This window comes from Aeromicrobium phoceense (assembly GCF_013868155.1).
In the GTDB taxonomy this organism is placed as follows: Bacteria; Actinomycetota; Actinomycetes; order Propionibacteriales; family Nocardioidaceae; genus Aeromicrobium; species Aeromicrobium phoceense.
Genome location: NZ_JACEOG010000002.1, coordinates 20,801 through 36,958, shown reverse-complemented (window position 1 = coordinate 36,958; position 16,158 = coordinate 20,801). Strand labels below are relative to the sequence as shown.

Annotated in this window: 19 protein-coding genes; 4 read left to right on the top strand and 15 right to left on the bottom strand. The window is 72.8% G+C overall.

All coding sequences use genetic code 11. From position 1 onward, the window contains the following. Positions 1-57: 57 nt before the first annotated feature. Together tsf and rpsB are read right to left on the bottom strand one after the other, a co-directional pair. Positions 58-873 (bottom strand): translation elongation factor Ts, encoded by an 816-nt coding sequence (gene tsf, locus H1W00_RS13365; RefSeq protein ID WP_181756339.1) that lies wholly within the window; start codon positions 871-873, stop codon positions 58-60. A 67-nt stretch (positions 874-940) separates the two neighbouring features. Beyond that, a complete protein-coding gene (rpsB, locus tag H1W00_RS13360; protein WP_181756338.1) occupies positions 941-1,918 on the bottom strand; it encodes a 30S ribosomal protein S2 in 978 nt (325 codons plus the stop codon). A gap of 311 nt (positions 1,919-2,229) precedes the next feature. On the opposite strand from rpsB, the gene H1W00_RS17185 reads away from it, so the two are divergent. Next, positions 2,230-3,105, top strand: coding sequence for a peptidoglycan DD-metalloendopeptidase family protein (locus H1W00_RS17185; RefSeq protein WP_181756337.1), 876 nt, complete (start codon positions 2,230-2,232; stop codon positions 3,103-3,105). A 5-nt stretch (positions 3,106-3,110) separates the two neighbouring features. Here H1W00_RS17185 and H1W00_RS13350 read toward each other — a convergent pair whose 3' ends face one another. Genes H1W00_RS13350 through H1W00_RS13330 form a run of 5 tightly spaced genes read right to left on the bottom strand, consistent with a single transcriptional unit; the run spans position 3,111 to position 7,036 of the window. Further along, entirely contained in the window at positions 3,111-4,031 is a 921-nt protein-coding gene (locus tag H1W00_RS13350) for a tyrosine recombinase XerC (protein ID WP_338072908.1), read from the bottom strand. Between the two features lie 44 nt (positions 4,032-4,075). Then, positions 4,076-5,104 (bottom strand): ATP-binding cassette domain-containing protein, encoded by a 1,029-nt coding sequence (locus H1W00_RS13345; RefSeq protein WP_181756335.1) that lies wholly within the window; start codon positions 5,102-5,104, stop codon positions 4,076-4,078. After that, the gene (locus H1W00_RS13340) at positions 5,101-5,886 is read right to left on the bottom strand and encodes an ABC transporter permease (RefSeq protein ID WP_181756334.1); all 786 of its coding nucleotides are present in this window, start codon (positions 5,884-5,886) and stop codon (positions 5,101-5,103) included. The genes H1W00_RS13345 and H1W00_RS13340 overlap by 4 nt, the downstream gene beginning before the upstream one ends. Then, positions 5,883-6,635, bottom strand: coding sequence for a molybdate ABC transporter substrate-binding protein (modA, locus tag H1W00_RS13335; protein WP_181756333.1), 753 nt, complete (start codon positions 6,633-6,635; stop codon positions 5,883-5,885). Before modA ends, H1W00_RS13340 begins: the two co-directional genes overlap by 4 nt. Further along, a complete protein-coding gene (locus H1W00_RS13330) occupies positions 6,632-7,036 on the bottom strand; it encodes a TOBE domain-containing protein (protein WP_181756332.1) in 405 nt (134 codons plus the stop codon). The genes modA and H1W00_RS13330 overlap by 4 nt, the downstream gene beginning before the upstream one ends. Before the next feature lie 45 nt (positions 7,037-7,081). Between H1W00_RS13330 and H1W00_RS13325 the strand changes: the two genes are divergently transcribed. The 3 genes from H1W00_RS13325 to H1W00_RS13315 are packed head-to-tail and all read left to right on the top strand — an operon-like array spanning position 7,082 to position 9,292. Continuing rightward, a complete protein-coding gene (locus tag H1W00_RS13325) occupies positions 7,082-8,305 on the top strand; it encodes a molybdopterin molybdotransferase MoeA (RefSeq protein ID WP_181756331.1) in 1,224 nt (407 codons plus the stop codon). Next, on the top strand, positions 8,302-8,793 hold the full coding sequence (gene moaC, locus H1W00_RS13320; RefSeq protein ID WP_181756330.1) for a cyclic pyranopterin monophosphate synthase MoaC: 492 nt from the start codon (positions 8,302-8,304) through the stop codon (positions 8,791-8,793). The genes H1W00_RS13325 and moaC overlap by 4 nt, the downstream gene beginning before the upstream one ends. After that, positions 8,786-9,292 carry a MogA/MoaB family molybdenum cofactor biosynthesis protein gene (locus tag H1W00_RS13315; protein WP_181756329.1) on the top strand — a complete coding sequence of 169 codons (507 nt, stop codon included), beginning with the start codon at positions 8,786-8,788 and terminating at the stop codon, positions 9,290-9,292. Before moaC ends, H1W00_RS13315 begins: the two co-directional genes overlap by 8 nt. 7 nt (positions 9,293-9,299) lie before the next feature. On the opposite strand, the gene H1W00_RS13310 is transcribed toward H1W00_RS13315, so the two are convergent. The 8 genes from H1W00_RS13310 to lepB all read right to left on the bottom strand — a co-directional run bounded on the left by H1W00_RS13310 (position 9,300) and on the right by lepB (position 16,137). Next, positions 9,300-9,965 (bottom strand): methyltransferase domain-containing protein, encoded by a 666-nt coding sequence (locus tag H1W00_RS13310; RefSeq protein WP_206680079.1) that lies wholly within the window; start codon positions 9,963-9,965, stop codon positions 9,300-9,302. Positions 9,966-9,970: 5 nt separating this feature from the next. Further along, entirely contained in the window at positions 9,971-11,086 is a 1,116-nt protein-coding gene (gene dprA, locus H1W00_RS13305; protein ID WP_206680078.1) for a DNA-processing protein DprA, read from the bottom strand. Then, positions 11,083-12,657, bottom strand: coding sequence for a YifB family Mg chelatase-like AAA ATPase (locus H1W00_RS13300; RefSeq protein WP_181756328.1), 1,575 nt, complete (start codon positions 12,655-12,657; stop codon positions 11,083-11,085). Before H1W00_RS13300 ends, dprA begins: the two co-directional genes overlap by 4 nt. Further along, positions 12,657-13,019, bottom strand: a complete 363-nt coding sequence (locus tag H1W00_RS13295; protein ID WP_181756327.1) for a YraN family protein — start codon at positions 13,017-13,019, stop codon at positions 12,657-12,659. The genes H1W00_RS13300 and H1W00_RS13295 overlap by 1 nt, the downstream gene beginning before the upstream one ends. Before the next feature lie 93 nt (positions 13,020-13,112). Continuing rightward, on the bottom strand, positions 13,113-14,465 hold the full coding sequence (locus H1W00_RS13290; RefSeq protein ID WP_181756326.1) for an MFS transporter: 1,353 nt from the start codon (positions 14,463-14,465) through the stop codon (positions 13,113-13,115). Positions 14,466-14,471: 6 nt separating this feature from the next. Continuing rightward, complete coding sequence (locus H1W00_RS13285; RefSeq protein WP_078700258.1) at positions 14,472-14,780, bottom strand: DUF2469 domain-containing protein; 309 nt, start codon at positions 14,778-14,780, stop codon at positions 14,472-14,474. Next, a complete protein-coding gene (locus tag H1W00_RS13280; RefSeq protein ID WP_338072907.1) occupies positions 14,777-15,487 on the bottom strand; it encodes a ribonuclease HII in 711 nt (236 codons plus the stop codon). Before H1W00_RS13280 ends, H1W00_RS13285 begins: the two co-directional genes overlap by 4 nt. Next, the gene (lepB, locus tag H1W00_RS13275; protein WP_181756324.1) at positions 15,484-16,137 is read right to left on the bottom strand and encodes a signal peptidase I; all 654 of its coding nucleotides are present in this window, start codon (positions 16,135-16,137) and stop codon (positions 15,484-15,486) included. Before lepB ends, H1W00_RS13280 begins: the two co-directional genes overlap by 4 nt. Positions 16,138-16,158 lie beyond the last annotated feature (21 nt).

The following is a 16,158-nucleotide window of genomic DNA, read 5'->3' as shown; positions in this document are numbered from 1 at the left end:
AATGCACGAGGGCCCCGCGGATCGCTCCACGGGGCCCTCGTCGATCGGTGGTGCGGCTCAGGCGCCGACCTCGATGTGGCTGAAGCCCTTGACGGTGATGCCGGCTTCCTCGGCGACCGCCTTGACGGTCTTCTTGTTGTCGGTGACGCTCGACTGCTCGAGCAGCACGTTCTCCTTGAAGAAGCCGTTGACACGACCCTCGACGATCTTGGGCAGAGCCTGCTCGGGCTTGCCCTCCTCCTTGGCCGTGGCCTCGGCGATCTCGCGCTCCTTGGCGACGATGTCGGCGGGCACGTCCTCGCGGGTCAGCCAGCGCGGTCGCATGGCCGCGATCTGCATCGCGACCGAACGCGCGGCGTCCAGGTTGTCGCCGTCGTACTCGACGAGCACGCCGACAGCCGGCGGCAGGTCGCTGGCACGACGGTGCATGTAGGTGGCGACCTGGCCCGAACGGGCGCTCACGCGACCGAGCTCGAGCTTCTCGCCGATGACCGCGGCGAGCGCGCTGATCGTCTCGGCGACGGTCTTGCCGTCGTCGAGCTGGACCTTCGCGAACTCCTCGGCGTCGGCCGGCTTGGCGGCGTCGGCCGCGACGGCGAGACGCTCGGCGAGCGCGATGAACTGGTCGTTCTTCGCGACGAAGTCGGTCTCGGAGTTGAGCTCGACCAGGGCGGAGCCGGCGTTGGCGACCAGGCCCGAGGAGGCCTCGCGCTCAGCGCCGCGCTTGGCGGCCTTGGCCGCGCCCGAGATCCGCAGGACCTCGACGGCCTTGTCGAAGTCGCCGTCGGCCTCGGTGAGGGCCTTCTTGGCGTCCATCATGCCCGCGCCCGTGGCGTCGCGGAGCTTCTTCACATCGGCAGCAGTGATTGCCATGTTCAACCTCGGTTCTGGTGGGGCCGGCCCGACGGATCGCGTCGGGCCGGCCAGTGGTCAGAGTGGCTCAGGACTCGGCAGGAGTCTCGGCAGCGGGGGCCTCGGCGGCAGGCGCCTCAGCGGTCTCGGCAGCGGGGGCCTCGGCGGCAGGCGCCTCAGCGGTCTCGGCAGCGGGAGCGTCGGCGGCAGGCGCCTCAGCCGTCTCGGCAGCCGGGGCCTCGGCGGCAGGCGCCTCAGCGGCGGGGGCCTCAGCGGACTCCGCGGCCTTCGACGCGAGCAGCTCCTTCTCCCAGTCGGCCATGGGCTCCTCGGCGCCGAGCTCCTGGCCCGGGGCCTCCTCGCCCGTCTTGGCGCCACCGCGCGACATGAGGCCGTCGGCGACGGCGTCGGCGATGACGCGCGTCAGCAGGCCCACCGAGCGGATGGCGTCGTCGTTGCCCGGGATCGGGTAGTCGACGTCATCGGGATCGCAGTTGGTGTCCAGGATCGCGACGATCGGGATGTTGAGCTTCTTGGCCTCGTCGACCGCGAGGTGCTCCTTCTTCGTGTCGACGATCCACACGGCGTTGGGCACGCGGCCCATGTCGCGGATGCCGCCGAGGGTGCGGTTGAGCTTGGTGTACTCGCGACGCATCTGAAGGAGTTCCTTCTTCGTGCGGTTGGAGCCCGCGACGTCGTCGAAGTCGATCTCCTCGAGCTCCTTCATGCGCTGGAGACGATCGGACATCGTGGTGTAGTTCGTGAGCATGCCGCCGAGCCAACGCTGGTTGACGTAGGGCATGCCGACGCGCTTGGCCTGCTCCTCGACGGGCTCCTGCGCCTGGCGCTTGGTGCCGACGAACAGGATCGAGCCGCCGCGGGCGACGGTGCTCTTGACGAACTCGTACGCCGAGTCGATGTAGGACAGCGACTGCTGCAGGTCGATGATGTAGATGCCGTTGCGCTCGGTCATGATGAAGCGCTTCATCTTCGGGTTCCAACGACGGGTCTGGTGCCCGAAGTGCACGCCGCTCTCGAGCAGCTGACGCATGGTGACGACGGCCATGGCCGTACTTCCTTTCAAACCAAGTTGACGCATCGCCGGCGGCGATGCCCTGGTGTCCGACGCGGGCCACCCATCGTGGATGGGACCTGGATCGCGCCCCGTTCGGTGCAACACGTCACGGGAGAGGACACGCGAATTTCCGCCCAGAGGACGGATGTGCCCAGTCTAGTGCACCGGCCCGCGCCGGAGGAAATCGGTGCCACGGTGGGCCGAACGGCCGGTCTCCACAGGCGCCTGCGAGGCCTGACCACCCGTCCACAGGGTTCCGCGAGCCGGTTCCGCTCGCAGCCGCGGATCGCTTGGCTCGGGACATGCGCCGTGCCCTGCTCCTGCTCGTGACGACCCTGCTCGCCGCCTCCGTCGCTCCCGCCGCTGCCGCGCCCTGGACGTGGCCGATCGGCGAGCACCGGATCGACCGCCCGTTCGACCCACCCCAGTCCGACTACGGGGCCGGCCACCGCGGAGTGGACATTCCTGGGCGGGTGGGCCAGACGGTCCGCGCCGTGGCCGTCGGGCGGGTCACGTTCGCGGGTCGCGTCGCCGGCGTCTGGACGATCACGATCGACCACGGCCCCGAGCGATCGACCTACCAACCCGTCTCCCCCACCGTCCGGGTCGGCGACGCCGTGACCGCCGGCCAGCCCGTCGGCCGGCTCCTCGGCGGCCATCCCTCGTGCCGCCGGACGTGCCTCAACCTCGGCCGGCTGCGCGGCGACGAGTACCTCGATCCCGCCGCGCTGCTCGCGACCTCAGGGGCCTACCGGCTGATCGATCCCGACGGCTCGCCGCCGGAGCCGCCCGGCGCGGGTGCCGGGGACCTTCCTCTCGACGGCTCCGTGACCTCGGCGTTCGGGATGCGGGTCCATCCCGTCACCGGCGTGCGCAAGCTGCACGACGGCGTCGACATCGGCTCCGCGTGCGGGACCCCGGTCCCTGCCGCGGGAGCCGGCCGGGTCGGGCGCGCCGGAGCCAGCGGGGCTTACGGGCTGCAGGTCCAGATCGAACACGGCGGCGGGATCGCCACGTCCTACGCCCACCTCGGCTCGGTCGCGGTGCACCGCGGCCAGCGGGTGGTCACCGGCGACGTCGTGGGCCGCGTCGGGTCGACCGGGTTCTCCACGGGGTGCCACCTGCACTTCATGCGGCTCGTCGACGGGCGGCCGGTCGATCCCCTGGGCAAGCGGTGAGGTCGTCAGGCGCGCGGGTGGGCCTGCGTGAAGGCGGCGCGCAGGCGGTCGGCGCTGACGTGCGTGTAGATCTGGGTCGTGCCGAGCGAGGCGTGACCGAGCAGCTCCTGCACCGACCGCAGGTCCGCGCCGCCCTCGAGCAGGTGCGTGGCGGCGGTGTGGCGCAGTCCGTGAGGTCCCACGTCGGGCGCGTCCGGCACGGCGCCCACGCGCTCGTGGACGATGCGGCGGACGACCCGCGCGTCGATGCGGCCGCCCCGGGCACCCAGGAACAGGGCAGGCCCGCTGCCGGCCACCGCGAGGGCCGGGCGTCCCCGTTCGAGCCACGCCGCGACGGCCTCCTGGGCCGGCACGCCGTACGGGACCATCCGCTCCTTCGAGCCCTTGCCCATGACCCGCAGCACCCGGCGGGAGGTGTCGAGGTCGTCCACGTCAGCGCCCACCAGCTCGCCCACACGGATGCCCGTCGCCCACAGCAGCTCGATCACCGCGAGGTCGCGCAGGCCCGTCGGACCGTCGTCCTCGATCGAATCGACGATCGCGTCGATGACGCCGCGCATGTCGGACTGGCTCAGCGCCGGCGGCAGGGTGCGGTGCGCCTTCGGGGCGGCCAGCAGGGCCCCGGCGTCCGTCGGCGCGCGGCCGGTGCGCTCGAGCCACGCGGTGAAGACCCGCGCGGCGGTCGAGCGGCGCGCCATCGTCGTGCGCGCCCGTCCTCGCGTCTGCAGGTTCGCCAGCCAGCTGCGCAGGGTGCGGATCGTCAGGTCCGCCGGGTCCTCGACGTGCAGCAGGGTGGCGTGCGCGGCCAGGCTGCCGAGGTCGGTCAGGTAGGCACGGACCGTGTGGTCCGAGAGATCGCGTTCCTGGCACAGGTGATGCTCGTAGTCGGCCAGCGTGCGGGCCCACGCCTCGGAGCAGTCAGTCACGCGTCCCACTCTCGCACCGGCGATCGGTGAATCGCGGGAGGCCGTCAGGCCGGGTCGAGCCGGACCTCGGTGGCCTTGATGCCCATCCAGACGTCGCGTCCCGGCTCGAGCTCCAGCTCTGCGGCGGCGGCGGTGGTCACGTCGGCGAGCCATCCCGAGATCTCCACCCGACAGGCCGCCCCGCGGACCTCGATCCCGGTGACCACCCCGGGCAGCACATTGCGCGGGCTCCCTCCCGGCCGCTCCCGATGGATCGCCACGGCGCTGGGCGCGAAGGTGGCGATCGCGGCGGCGCCCACGTCCAGCGTGCGGCGCGGGATCCCCGCGAGCTCGCGACCGTCCGCACTGCGGAGGTGATCCGGTCCCGTGGCCACGCCCTCCACGAGGTTCACCCCGGCCAGGGCGGCGCCGAACGCACTGCGCGGGTGCGTCAGCACGTCACGCGCCGTGCCCTCGTGGACGACACGTCCCGCCTCCACGATCACCGCGCGGTCGGCCAGGGTCATCGCGTCGAGGGGGTCGTGGGTCACGAGCACCGTCGCGGTCCCGGCCAGGACCCGGCGCAGGACTCGCCGCACCTCGGGCACCGCTTCGACGTCCAGCGCCGCCAGCGGCTCGTCCAGCAGCACCACGTCGGGTTCCACCGCCAGGGCCCGGGCGATCGCCACCCGCTGGGCCTGGCCGCCCGACAGTTGACGCGGACGACGGTCGGCCAGCGCCGACGCCCCCACCGGGTCCAGCCAGTGATCGGCGAGACCGGCGTCGCGACCGACGCTGCGCGGACCGAACGCGACGTTCTCACGCACCGTGAGGTGGGGGAACAGCCGGGGCTGCTGTCCCAGCAGCGCCACGGATCGGCGGTGGGGCGGCACCCACTGCCCCCCCCCCGCCAGGACCCGGTCACCGACACGGACGTGCGCCTCTGCCGGCCGCAGGAGGCCGGCGACGGTGGCCAGGACGGTCGACTTCCCGGCTCCGTTCGGCCCCATGAGCGCCACCGTCTCGCCGGAAGCCACATGGAACCGCAGGTCGACCCCGCGGGCGGGATCGCGCACGCGCGCCGCGAGGCTCACCACGGCGATCGCCCCGGACGGTGGACGACCGCGATCACGACGACCGCCACCGCGACCAGCAGGAACGCCAGGGCCGCGGCCGCATCGGGGTCGACCTCGCGCTGCAGGTAGATCTCGGTCGGCAGTGCGCGCGTCACCCCTTGCAGGCTGCCGGCGAACGTGACCGTGGCGCCGAACTCCCCGAGCGCCCGCGCGAAGGACAGGACGGTTCCGGCCACGAGACCGGGCGCCACCAGGGGCAGGGTCACCCGGCCCAGCACCCGGCCGGGAGCGGCGCCGAGCGTTGCCGCGACGTCCGCGTAACCCGGGTCGGCAGCACGCAGCGCGCCCTCGAGGGTGATGACGAGGAACGGGAGCGACACGAACGTCTGGGCCAGCACCACGGCCACCGTCGTGAAGGCGATCTCGACGCCGAACGCCTCCAGGTGCTGGCCCAGCCAGCCGCGCCGCCCGAACGTGGCCAGCAGCGCGATGCCGCCGACCACGGGTGGCAGCACCAGCGGCACCAGGACCACGGCACGGACCACCGATGACCAGTGCCCCGAGGACCGGGCGAGCGACAGCGACAGCGGCACGCCGAGCAGGAGGCACAGCACCGTGCTGACGGCCGCCGTCCGCAGGCTGAGCCCCAGCGCCGCCCGGGACGACTCGCTCGTCACGAGGCCCAGGAAGTCGCCCCACTCCACGCGCAACACCAGTCCGGCCAGCGGCAGCGCCAGCAGTGCCAGCCCGACGAGCGCCGGAAGGGCGATCCAGCGTGGGACGTCGGACCGGCCCGTCACGGCGCGCCGAAGCCGGCGGCCGCGAGGACCTCGCGTCCCGCCTCGCTCGTGACGAACCGGACGAACGCATCCGCCGACTCGTCGGCCTCCAGTGCCACGACCGGGTAGCGGTTGACGACCTCGCCCGCGCCCGCCGCGTCGACGCCTCGCACGGCGTCACCCGCACCGATCACGTCGGTGCGGTAGACGATCCCCGCGTCGGCCTCACCGCTGGTGACCTTCCCCAGCACGTCGGTCACCGACTGCTCCTCGCTGACCGGGTCCACGTCCAGCGCGCTCTTCGCCAGCAGGGTGCGGGTGGCCGCGCCGCACGGCACCTGGGGAGCGCACAGGACCACCTTCACGCCCGGATCCGCCAGGTCGGCGAGGGCATCCACGCGAACCGCGTCATCGGCCGGCGTGACGATCTGCAGCGTGTTCGTCGCGAAGACCTCGGGGGCGAGGGCCGTGTCGGATGCACCGGTCACCCGGGCCATGGTCTGCTCGTCCGCCGAGGCGAACACGTCCGCCGGGGCGCCCTCGGCGATCTGGGCCGCAAGATCGGACGAGCCACCGAACGAGAGCCTGACCTCCACGCCGTCGTGCTCGGCCTCGAAGCGCTCCGCCAGCTCGGTGAACGTGGACGTGAGCGACGCCGCCGCGAACACCGTCAGCGTGCGCTGCCCACCCCCCTCACCGTCGTCGCTGCTGCATCCGGCGGCCGTCAGCAAGGCGACCAGCGCAAGGGTGGCGGCACCCCCACGCCTCACGCCTGGTCCTTGGGGATCTCGATCGCCACGTTCGTGGCCTTGACCACGGCCACCGCGACGACGCCGGGCTCGAGGCCGAGCTCACGGACCGACTCCGTGCTGATGAGCGACACGACCCGGTGAGCGCCGCACTGCAGCTCGACCTGCGACATGACGCGATCGCTGAGGACCTCGGTCACGATGCCGACGAACCGGTTGCGTGCCGAGCGCCCGACGGCGGTCGGGTCCGGAGCCGATCTGCCCTCGACCCGCACGTAGTCGGCGAGGGCGCGCCCGTCGACCACAGTCCGTCCGGAGCCGTCCTTGTCCGCGGCGAGCCGCCCGGAAGAGATCAGGCGGCGTACGGTGTCGGTGCTGACTCCGAGGAAGTCAGCGGCATCAGCAACACGCACTTGAGACATGAAGGCGATACTAGCGGCTCAGATGCGACTCGGGCAGGAGCAAGGATGAGCAGATCCGTCGAGGAACACGTCCACGCGGTGGCCGAGGTGATCCGGCGCGCCGCTCAACGACGCGCCCAGGACCAGGCCGTCCGACGACCGGTGACCGAGGAGCTCACCGGCCGACTCGCCGCGCCCGCCGTCGCGCGACTGGACGTCCCCGGCTTCGACAACAGCCAGATGGACGGGTTCGCCGTCCATGCCGCTGATCTCGCCCGCGCCGACATCGCGCTGGTGACGCTGCCCACCGTGGCGCACGTGGTGGCCGGCGGCGCCCACCCGCCCCGACTCGACCCGGGCTCCGCCGCGCCGATCATGACGGGCGCCCCCATCCCGCTCGGCGCCGACGCCGTCGTCCCCGTGGAGCGCACCGGCGCGGGCGAGTTCGGCCCGGTCGGCGGCGGGGCGCTGATCGAGTTCCGTGAGCCCGTTCAGCCGGGGACGTTCGTGCGCACCGTCGGTGCCGACGTGACCTCCGGCGCGACGGTTCTCGAGGCCGGTGCTCCCCTGCACCCGGCGGCGATCGGCGCCCTCGTCGTGGCGGGCGTCGAGTCGGTCGAGGTCGCGCCGCCGCTGAGGCTGGCCGTGGTGGGCACCGGCGCGGAGCTGGTGAGCGGCGCGGTCCCCGACTCGAACTCGCGGGCGCTGGCCGCCCACGCCCGCGAGCTCGGACTCCCCGTGACCACACACGTGGTGCCCGACGACCCGGATCTGCTGGGCGACGTGCTCGCACAGCTGGCCGCCGGCCACGACCTCGTCATCACGACCGGCGGGGTGAGCGCGGGTACGCGTGAGGTCGTCCGTCAGACCCTGGAGGGAACGCCGGGCGCGTGGTTCGACCACGTGGCGGTGCAGCCCGGCGGCCCGCAGGGCCTGGCCTCGGTGCTCGCCGGCGACCGCGAGGTCCCCGTGGTGTGCCTGCCCGGCAATCCCGTCAGTGTCCTGGTCTCCTTCGAGCTGTTCCTCCGAGCGCCCCTCGCCCGCGCGGCAGGACGCGTGGCCCAGCGGCCGTCCGGATCAGCGCCCCTCGCGGAGCCGTTGGCCTCCCCCGCCGGACGCCTGCAGGCGCGTCGCGGCACCTTGCAGGCCGACGGCACCATCAGCCTGGTGGGCGCGGCCGGCTCCCACCTCGCGGTGTCCTACGCCCGGGCGGACGTCCTCGTCCTCGTCCCCGAACACGTCACGGCACTCGAGGCCGGCGATACCGTGGAGTGGTGGAGGATCGCATGAGCACCGGACCGGGCGACGAGAAGGACCTGTCGCACTACCGCGCCGACGGCAGCGCCCACATGGTCGACGTCTCGGCGAAGGCGACCACCCGGCGGGAGGCCACCGCCTCCGGCCTCCTGCGCACGCGGGCCGACGTGGTCGAGCGGATCATGACCGGCGACCTGCCCAAGGGCGAGGCCCTGGCCACCGCGCGCATCGCGGGCATCCTCGCTGCGAAGCAGACCCCCTTCCTCGTGCCGATGTGCCATCCGTTGTCCCTCGCGGCGATCACCGTCGACTTCCGCGCCCTCGACGACGCCGTGCGCATCGAGGCGACCGTGGCCACGACCGGCCCCACCGGCGTCGAGATGGAGGCGCTGACCGCGGTCAGTGTGGCCGCCCTGACGCTCTTCGACATGGTGAAGGCGGTCGACCACACCGCGCGGATCGACGCCGTCCAGGTCGAGGCGAAGACCGGCGGGACCCACGACTGGACCCGCGATGAGTGATCAGGACCGCCGTGCCCTCGGCGTCGTCGTCTGCTCCACACGCGCGGCCGCCGGCAGCCGGGAGGACCTCACCGGACCTCGCATCGCCCAGTGGGGACGCGACCGGGGCTTCGAGGTGTCGGGCCCGCACGTCGTGCCCGACGGGCCCGAGGTCGCCGACGTCCTGCGCCGGCTCGTCGACCAGGGCTGTGCGCTGGTCGTGACCACGGGTGGCACGGGGTTCACCGACGACGACCACACGCCGGAGGCGACCTCCGCACTCATCGACCGTCCGGCCCCGGGCATCGCGGAGGCCCTGCGCGCCCGTGGCCTGCGCACGACGCCGCACGCCGCACTCTCGCGCGGCGTGGCAGGCATCAGCGGGCACACCCTGCTGGTGAACCTGCCCGGATCCACCGGAGGGGTGCGCGAGGGCCTCGAGGTGCTCGGCGAGATCGTCGATCACGCACTGGACCAGCTCGGTCACGGCAGGCCGAGCGACCGCCCGCTGCACACCTGACGGCGCCTCAGGCGAGGCGCTGCAGCAGCAGGACCCCGTCGCGCAGCACGACCTGCTCGCCGGTGGGCGCGAACGCGGTGCGGTCACGCACCTCCGCGACGACCGTGCGCCAGTCATCGGCCGGGAGGTCGAGCATCGCCAGGTCCGACTCCGGCGTGGGGAAGTCCATCTCCTGCAGGTGGTCGTGGTCGTGCGCGTGGGCCCACGGGGGCGCCTCGGCGTGGGCGATGACGAGCAGGTGCCCGTCCACCGCGACGCGATCGGCTCCCGTCCTCAGGATCCGGGCCCGGTCGAGAGCGACGGGCGACTGCAGGAACGACGCCGTGACGAGGTCGAACGCCTGCGTGGACGACCAGGTGTCGAGGTCGGCGGCCACCCACGTGACCCGCTCGCTCAGCCCGGCGCGCTCCGCCGCGGACTCGGCGCGAGCGAGGGCCGTCGGCGAGATGTCGATGCCCATGACGGACCAGCCACGCTCGGCCAGCCACAGGGCGTCCCCGCCCTCTCCTGCGCCGAGATCGAGCGCCGAGCCGGCGGGGAGGTCGGCGGCGATCTGCGCCAGGGCGGTGTTGACGTGCCCCGACCACACACCGTCGCTGGTGCCGTACTTGTCCTCCCAGTGGGCGAAGACCTCGTCGGCCTGCTCGGGATCCATGGCCTCGGAGTGGTTCACCCGGTTCAACCTACCCCCTGCGCGCCACCGGGGACCCGGTCGCGACGCCACCCGTTCCCGTCGCCCACGACCACCGCGTGACGCTCGAGCTCGCGCAGCGCGCGCAGCACCGGGACGGGGCTGAGGCGCAGCGCGGCCGCCACCTGCTCGGCCGGTTGCGGCTCGGCTCCGAGCCGCAGCCAGACCCGCCGCGCCGCCGGGCTGATCGCCGGCACGTCGGCGTCGATGACGCCGAAGGTGTCGGCCACGACGTCACGGCCGGAGGTGACCAGCAGCGCCTTGCCGTCGCGAACCGCGAGGTGGGTGCCGCACGAGGCCTGCGACGTGATCGGACCGGGCACGACCATCGTGGTGCGCCCCAGCTGGTCGGCCCAGTGCAGGGTGTTGAGGGACCCGCTGCGGCGGGCCGCCTCGACGACCACCACGCCGACGCTCAACGCTGCGATGAGCCGGTTGCGCACCAGGAAGCGGTGACGTTGCGGCTCGGCACCGGGCGCGAACTCGCTGATCACCAGTCCCTCCTCGCCGATGCGGCGCAGCAGGGCCGCGTGGGCCTTGGGGTAGTCGACGTCGACGCCGCACGCCAGCACCGCCACCGTGGGCCCACCCGCGAGCAGGGCCCCGCGGTGGGCGCAGGCGTCGATCCCGAACGCCGCGCCACTGACGACGGCGTGGCCCTGGTCGGCACAGTCGGCGGCGATGTCGCTGGCGGCCTCGGCCCCGTAGGTCGTGCAGCCCCGCGCGCCGACCACGGCCACCGGCGCGGCCGCGATCGAGGACAGGTCGCCGCCGCCGCGCACCCAGAGCCCGAGCGGGGCGCCGGCCACCTGACCGATGCCGTCGATCTGGTCGAGGTCGTCGAGGGCCACGGGCCACGCCGACGAGCCGGGGACGACCCAGCGACCGCCGGCCTCCTCCGCCCTCCGCAGCGCCTGATCGGCTCGGCGCGGGGCCTCCGCGGCGGCCTCGTGCCACGGCCCGGGGATCTCGGGACCGCCCCGGACGACCGCGTGCCAGAGCTCGACGGGGTCGCATCGCTCGCGCCAGGCCACGAGGCGGGGGTCGCCGGCCTCGACCACGAGCGAGAGCAGCAGTCGGGTGCGGGACTGACTCCGGGTCATGCCGCCCCCAGCAGGCCGAGGAGCTCGCCGCCGATGGCACTGCCCCGTCGCAGGTCGAGCGCGGCCTGCACGTCGTCGATCGTGGGCCGGTCGTGCCCGCAGAGGTCGGCGATGCTCCACGCGAGCCGCAGCACGCGATCGGCCGATCGCGGGGTGACCTTGTGCCCGCGCACCTGCTGCTCGAGCAACCGGCTGCCGTCGTCGTGGGCGGGCCAGACCTTGCGCAGCTCCACCCCCGGCACGGCCGCGTTGACGCGCCAGGGCGTGTCCACGAGGCGCCGTCGCTGGCGGTGACGAGCCTGTGCCACCCGCTCGGCCAGCTCTCCGGTGCTGGGCCGGGCGATCAGCCCGTGCGCGAGATCGCGACGCGACGGCTCCACCAGGGTGCGGTGGATGTCGATGCGGTCGCGGATCGGTCCGGACAGCCGGTCGGCGTAGCGCCGCCGCGTGGCCGCAGGGCACTCGCACCGCTGCATCACCGAGCCGGCGTGACCGCACGGGCACGGATTCGTGGCGAGGACCAGCTGGAATCGTGCGGGGAACACGGCCGTCTGCGCGGCCCGTGACACCACCACCTGCCCGCTCTCCAGCGGCTGCCTCAGGGCCTCGAGGACGTTGCTCGCGAACTCGGGCGCCTCGTCGAGGAAGAGCACGCCGTGGTGGGCCAGCGACATTGCGCCGGGCCGCACCACCCGGCTGCCGCCACCGACCACCGCGGCGGCACTGGCGGTGTGGTGCGGCTCGAGGAACGGCGGTCGCACCAGCATCGGCAGGTCCGACGGAAGGACTCCGGCGAGGGAGTGCAGGGCACTGACCTCGAGCGAGTCGTTCGGGTCCAGGTCGGGCAGCAGCGCGGGCAGGCGCTGCGCGAGCATCGTCTTGCCGACGCCGGGCGGGCCCGTGAGCAGCAGGTGGTGACCACCACTGGCGGCGATCACCGTGGCCAGGCACGCGTCGTCCTGGCCGACGACGTCGGTGAGGTCCAGCTCGCCGCTGGGCGCCACCCCGCTCCAGCCGTCCCCCGCCTCGCTCAACGGCGGCACGGGCGGATCCTCGGGCTCCTCCTCGCCGCGCAGCATCGCGACGACCTGGCGCAACGACCGCACGCCGACCACCGCGATCGACGGCACCAGCCGCGCCTCGTTCACGTTCGACTCGGGGACCACGACGCGCTCGAAGCCGGCTTCGGCTGCGGCGAGGGTGGCGGGCAGGACGCCGCGCACGGGCCGCAGGCGACCGTCGAGGGCCAGCTCGCCGAGGAAGACGGTGCCCGCCAACGTCTCGACCGGGACCACGGCCTTCGCCGCGAACACTCCGAGCCCCATGGCCAGGTCGTAGTGGGGACCGCTCTTGGGCAGGCTGGACGGCGCAAGGTTGATCGTGACGCGGGTGTCGGGCCACGAGGTCCCCGAATTCACCACCGCCGACCGCACCCGGTTGCGGGCCTCGCTGACCGTGGCGTCCGCCAGTCCGACCACCACGGTGGCCGAGAGCCCCGAGGCGATGTCGACCTCCACCTCGACCGGCCGTCCCGTGAGGCCGTCGAGCGCGATCGAGTGCACGGCGGCCATCACGCCACCCCCGCGATCCGCTCGACCCGCGGACCCCCGCTGCGCGGGACCCACACCGTGACGACGTCGATGCGCACGCCGTCGGGGCTCACGCCGTGGACGTCGAGCCAGCGCGCCAGCGACCGGCGCAGGATCGTGACCTTGCGATCGGACACCGACTCCAGGGCCGTGCCGTGGGTGGTGCTGGTGCGGGTCTTGACCTCGCACACCACGAGGGTGTCGCCGTCGCGCGCGACGATGTCGATCTCTCCGTGCTGGCAGGTCCAGTTGCGGGCGAGGATCACCATCCCGAGGCTTCGCAGGTGGTCGGCGGCGATCCGTTCGCCGTAGGCGCCGAGGGCCTGGTTGCGCGCGTAGGTCATGGGTCGAGCCTCCCGGCCCACAGCGCCGGGGAGAAGGTCCCGCGGCAGGCCTGTGGACGACGCCGGCCGGCCGCCGCGGCCTGTGGACGAGCGTCAGCCCGCGGTCACGCCGGACACCGCGTCGTCGCGGTAGCGGTCGGACAGCACGCGGTAGGAGCGCGTCCCGAACGCCGCCAGGGAGATCACCACCATCACCAGTCCGGCGAAGAAGAAGATCAGCGCGATGCCGCGCGCGTCGCCGTACCCCACCAGCCACGCCCACCGCTGCGCGCCGGCCTCGGACTCCATCATCGGGATCACCCAGAACTCCGCGATGGGGGCGACGAGGAAGGCGGTGACGGGAGCCGCAGCCGCCTCGAAGGCCTGGGCGAACCCGAAGACCCGTCCTTGGCTGGTGAACGGCACGACGCGCTGGATCACGGTCTGCTCGGCCGCCTCCACGGCGGGCACGATCAGCAGGAACAGCCAGATCCCAGCGATGCACAGCCAGGCCGACTCGCGCAGCGTGAAGGTCGCGTTGATCACGCCCATCGCGGCCAGCACCCACAGCATCGTGCGGAGCGGGTTGGCGCCCAGGCCCCACCGGGCGATCACGAGACCGCCGAGGATGAAGCCCGTGGACGCCACGCCGAAGACCAGGCCCCACTCCTCGACGGTGAAGAGCGTCAGCCCGTAGGGGTCGACGAGCGCGATGAACACGCCCGAGACGAGGTTGTTGAACGTCGTGAGGATGATGAGCGCGAACAGCCCCGGCACCAGCGCGATCGCGGCGAGGGCTCCCCGGACGTCGACCGTCGGGCGCTTCCCGTCCTCGCCGGCGGCCGGCTGCTCCTCCGCGATCCGCACGAAGAGCAGGTGAACGACCGTGCACACCGTGAGGACGTTGGCGATGACGAGCGTCCACCCCATGCCGAGCTGGCCGATCGCGAGCCCGCTGAAGACGCTGGTGACGATGAACGCCAGGCCCTGCACCGTGCCGACCAGCCCGTTCGCCCGGTCACGGCGGTCGGCCGGGATGAGCAGGGTCACCAGGGTCGACAGCGCGATGTTGCGCAGGCTCTCCACGACCGAGCCGAACAGGACGATGCCCGAGAAGAGCCAGAACCACGGACCGGTCATGTCGACGATCGCCCCGGGTCCCAGCACGGCGTAGAGCACACCGGCGACCAGGAAGGACGCCGCCGTGGCGAGGCTCGACCCGACCAGCACGTCGCGCTTGCGATGGCGGTCGACGAGCGTGCCGAACAGCATCGCGAACAGCGCCAGCATGAGCATGTAGGCGCCGCCGACGACGCCGGTGGCCAGGACCGAGCGCGTCTCCAGGTAGACCCAGAAGGTCAGCGCGAACCACAGGAAGCTCGTGGTGACGTTGGCGACGAGGGTGTTGACCAGGACGTGCGCGAACGTCCGCGCTCCGTCGCGGGACACGGCGGGATCGGGCGTCATCGCCGGTCAGGCCGGTGGCAGCTTGACGTCGGAGTCCTGCAGCTCCTCGACGTTCACGTCCTTGAACGTCAGCACCTTGACGTTCTTGGCGAAGCGCGCGGGACGGTAGATGTCCCAGACCCAGGCGTCGGCCATCGTCACCTCGAAGTAGGCGTCACCGGACTCGGAGCGCACCTTCACGTCGACCGCGTTGCACAGGTACAGGCGGCGGTCGGTCTCGACGACGTACTTGAAGATGCCGACGACGTCGCGGTACTCGCGGTAGAGCGAGAGCTCCATCTCGTTCTCGTACCGCTCGAGATCCTCGGCGCTCATCCGGCCACCACCTCTCGCGTCTCGTCGATCTCGACCGTCGTCCCGGACCCGCAGCCCGGCAGCGACCACGAGCGCCGGTGATGGACCGACGGACCGTGCTGCGCGAGGGCCGCGATGTGCTCCGGTGCCGAGTATCCCTTGTTGAGCTCCCAGCCGTACTGAGGATGCTGCAAGGCGAGCTCGACCATCAGGGCGTCACGGGTCGTCTTGGCCAGGATGCTGGCAGCGGCGACCGCGGCGCAGCGCAGGTCGGCCTTGATCATCGTGGTCACCGGCGGCACGTCGTCGGACAGGTCGGGCGGGCCGAAGAGGGCCGACTGCTCGGGCACGCTCAGGTAGTCGTGGTTGCCGTCGAGCAGCACCGCGTCGGGGCGCACCGTCAGCTGCGCGAGCGCTCGGTGGCCGGCCAGCCGCATCGCGGCGATGATCCCGTACTGGTCGATCTCGGCAGGGCTCGCGTGGCCGACGCCGTGGACGGGCGCCCACCGGCGGATCTTCGGCACCAGCGCCTCGCGCGCCGCGGGGGTGAGCAGCTTGCTGTCGCGCACGCCCTGCGGCGCCGTGCGGGTCTGCTCGGTCACCAGGACCATGCCGATCGTGACGGGCCCGCTCAGGGCGCCGCGACCGACCTCGTCGCTGCAGGCCAGGGCGGTGCGCCCCGCGCGCAGGAGCTGGCGCTCGACGCGCAGCGAAGGCGCCGGGCTCACGGGACCTCGTCGAACGCGTCGGTGCCCTCGATCGTGCCGAAGCGGTTGAGCGGCCACACCCTCAACCATGCCTTGCCGACCACGTCCTCGTCAGCGATGAATCCTCCCCCGGGCTCGCCGAGGTGGGCCCGCGAGTCGGCCGAGTTGCCGCGGTTGTCGCCCTGGACCCACAGGTAGCCCTTCGGGACCTTCACGTCGAAGGTCTGGTCGGCGTTGACCGACGGGTCGGCCAGGTAAGGCTCGTCGATCGGCTCGCCGTTGACCGTGGTGCGGCCCTCGGCGTCGCAGCAGACCACGCGGTCGCCGCCGGTGCCGATGACGCGCTTGATGAGGTGCCCGCCCGATGGGAACAGCCCGACCAGCTCGAGACCGCGCTGGACGGCGTTCGACGACTCGTCGACGTCGGGTCCGAGCCAGTTGCCGGGATCGCGGAAGACGACGATGTCGCCGCGCTCGGGCCCACCGCTCCAGTAGGACCACTTCTGCACGAGCAGCTTGTCGTTCTTGACCATCGTCGGGACCATCGAGTCCGACGGGATGTAGAAGGCCTGGAAGAAGAAGGTCTTGACGATCAGCGCCAGGACGAGGGCTGTCGCCACGAGGAGGAGGGACTCCTGCCACAGCGGCAGTTGACGTTTCTCCTCGGACACCCGATGAGCCTACCGGCTGGC

Excerpts from the sequence above, each read along its gene's own strand:
- H1W00_RS13295 (WP_181756327.1), bottom strand. The coding sequence starts at position 13,019 with ATGACCTACGCGCGCAACCAGGCCCTCGGCGCCTACGGCGAACGGATC.
- H1W00_RS13290 (WP_181756326.1), bottom strand. The coding sequence starts at position 14,465 with ATGACGCCCGATCCCGCCGTGTCCCGCGACGGAGCGCGGACGTTCGCG.
- H1W00_RS13330 (WP_181756332.1), bottom strand. The coding sequence starts at position 7,036 with ATGTCTCAAGTGCGTGTTGCTGATGCCGCTGACTTCCTCGGAGTCAGC.
- H1W00_RS17185 (WP_181756337.1), top strand. The coding sequence starts at position 2,230 with ATGCGCCGTGCCCTGCTCCTGCTCGTGACGACCCTGCTCGCCGCCTCC.
- H1W00_RS13285 (WP_078700258.1), bottom strand. The coding sequence starts at position 14,780 with ATGAGCGCCGAGGATCTCGAGCGGTACGAGAACGAGATGGAGCTCTCG.
- H1W00_RS13300 (WP_181756328.1), bottom strand. The coding sequence starts at position 12,657 with ATGGCCGCCGTGCACTCGATCGCGCTCGACGGCCTCACGGGACGGCCG.
- rpsB (WP_181756338.1), bottom strand. The coding sequence starts at position 1,918 with ATGGCCGTCGTCACCATGCGTCAGCTGCTCGAGAGCGGCGTGCACTTC.
- tsf (WP_181756339.1), bottom strand. The coding sequence starts at position 873 with ATGGCAATCACTGCTGCCGATGTGAAGAAGCTCCGCGACGCCACGGGC.
- dprA (WP_206680078.1), bottom strand. The coding sequence starts at position 11,086 with ATGACCCGGAGTCAGTCCCGCACCCGACTGCTGCTCTCGCTCGTGGTC.
- H1W00_RS13325 (WP_181756331.1), top strand. The coding sequence starts at position 7,082 with ATGAGCAGATCCGTCGAGGAACACGTCCACGCGGTGGCCGAGGTGATC.
- moaC (WP_181756330.1), top strand. The coding sequence starts at position 8,302 with ATGAGCACCGGACCGGGCGACGAGAAGGACCTGTCGCACTACCGCGCC.
- H1W00_RS13315 (WP_181756329.1), top strand. The coding sequence starts at position 8,786 with ATGAGTGATCAGGACCGCCGTGCCCTCGGCGTCGTCGTCTGCTCCACA.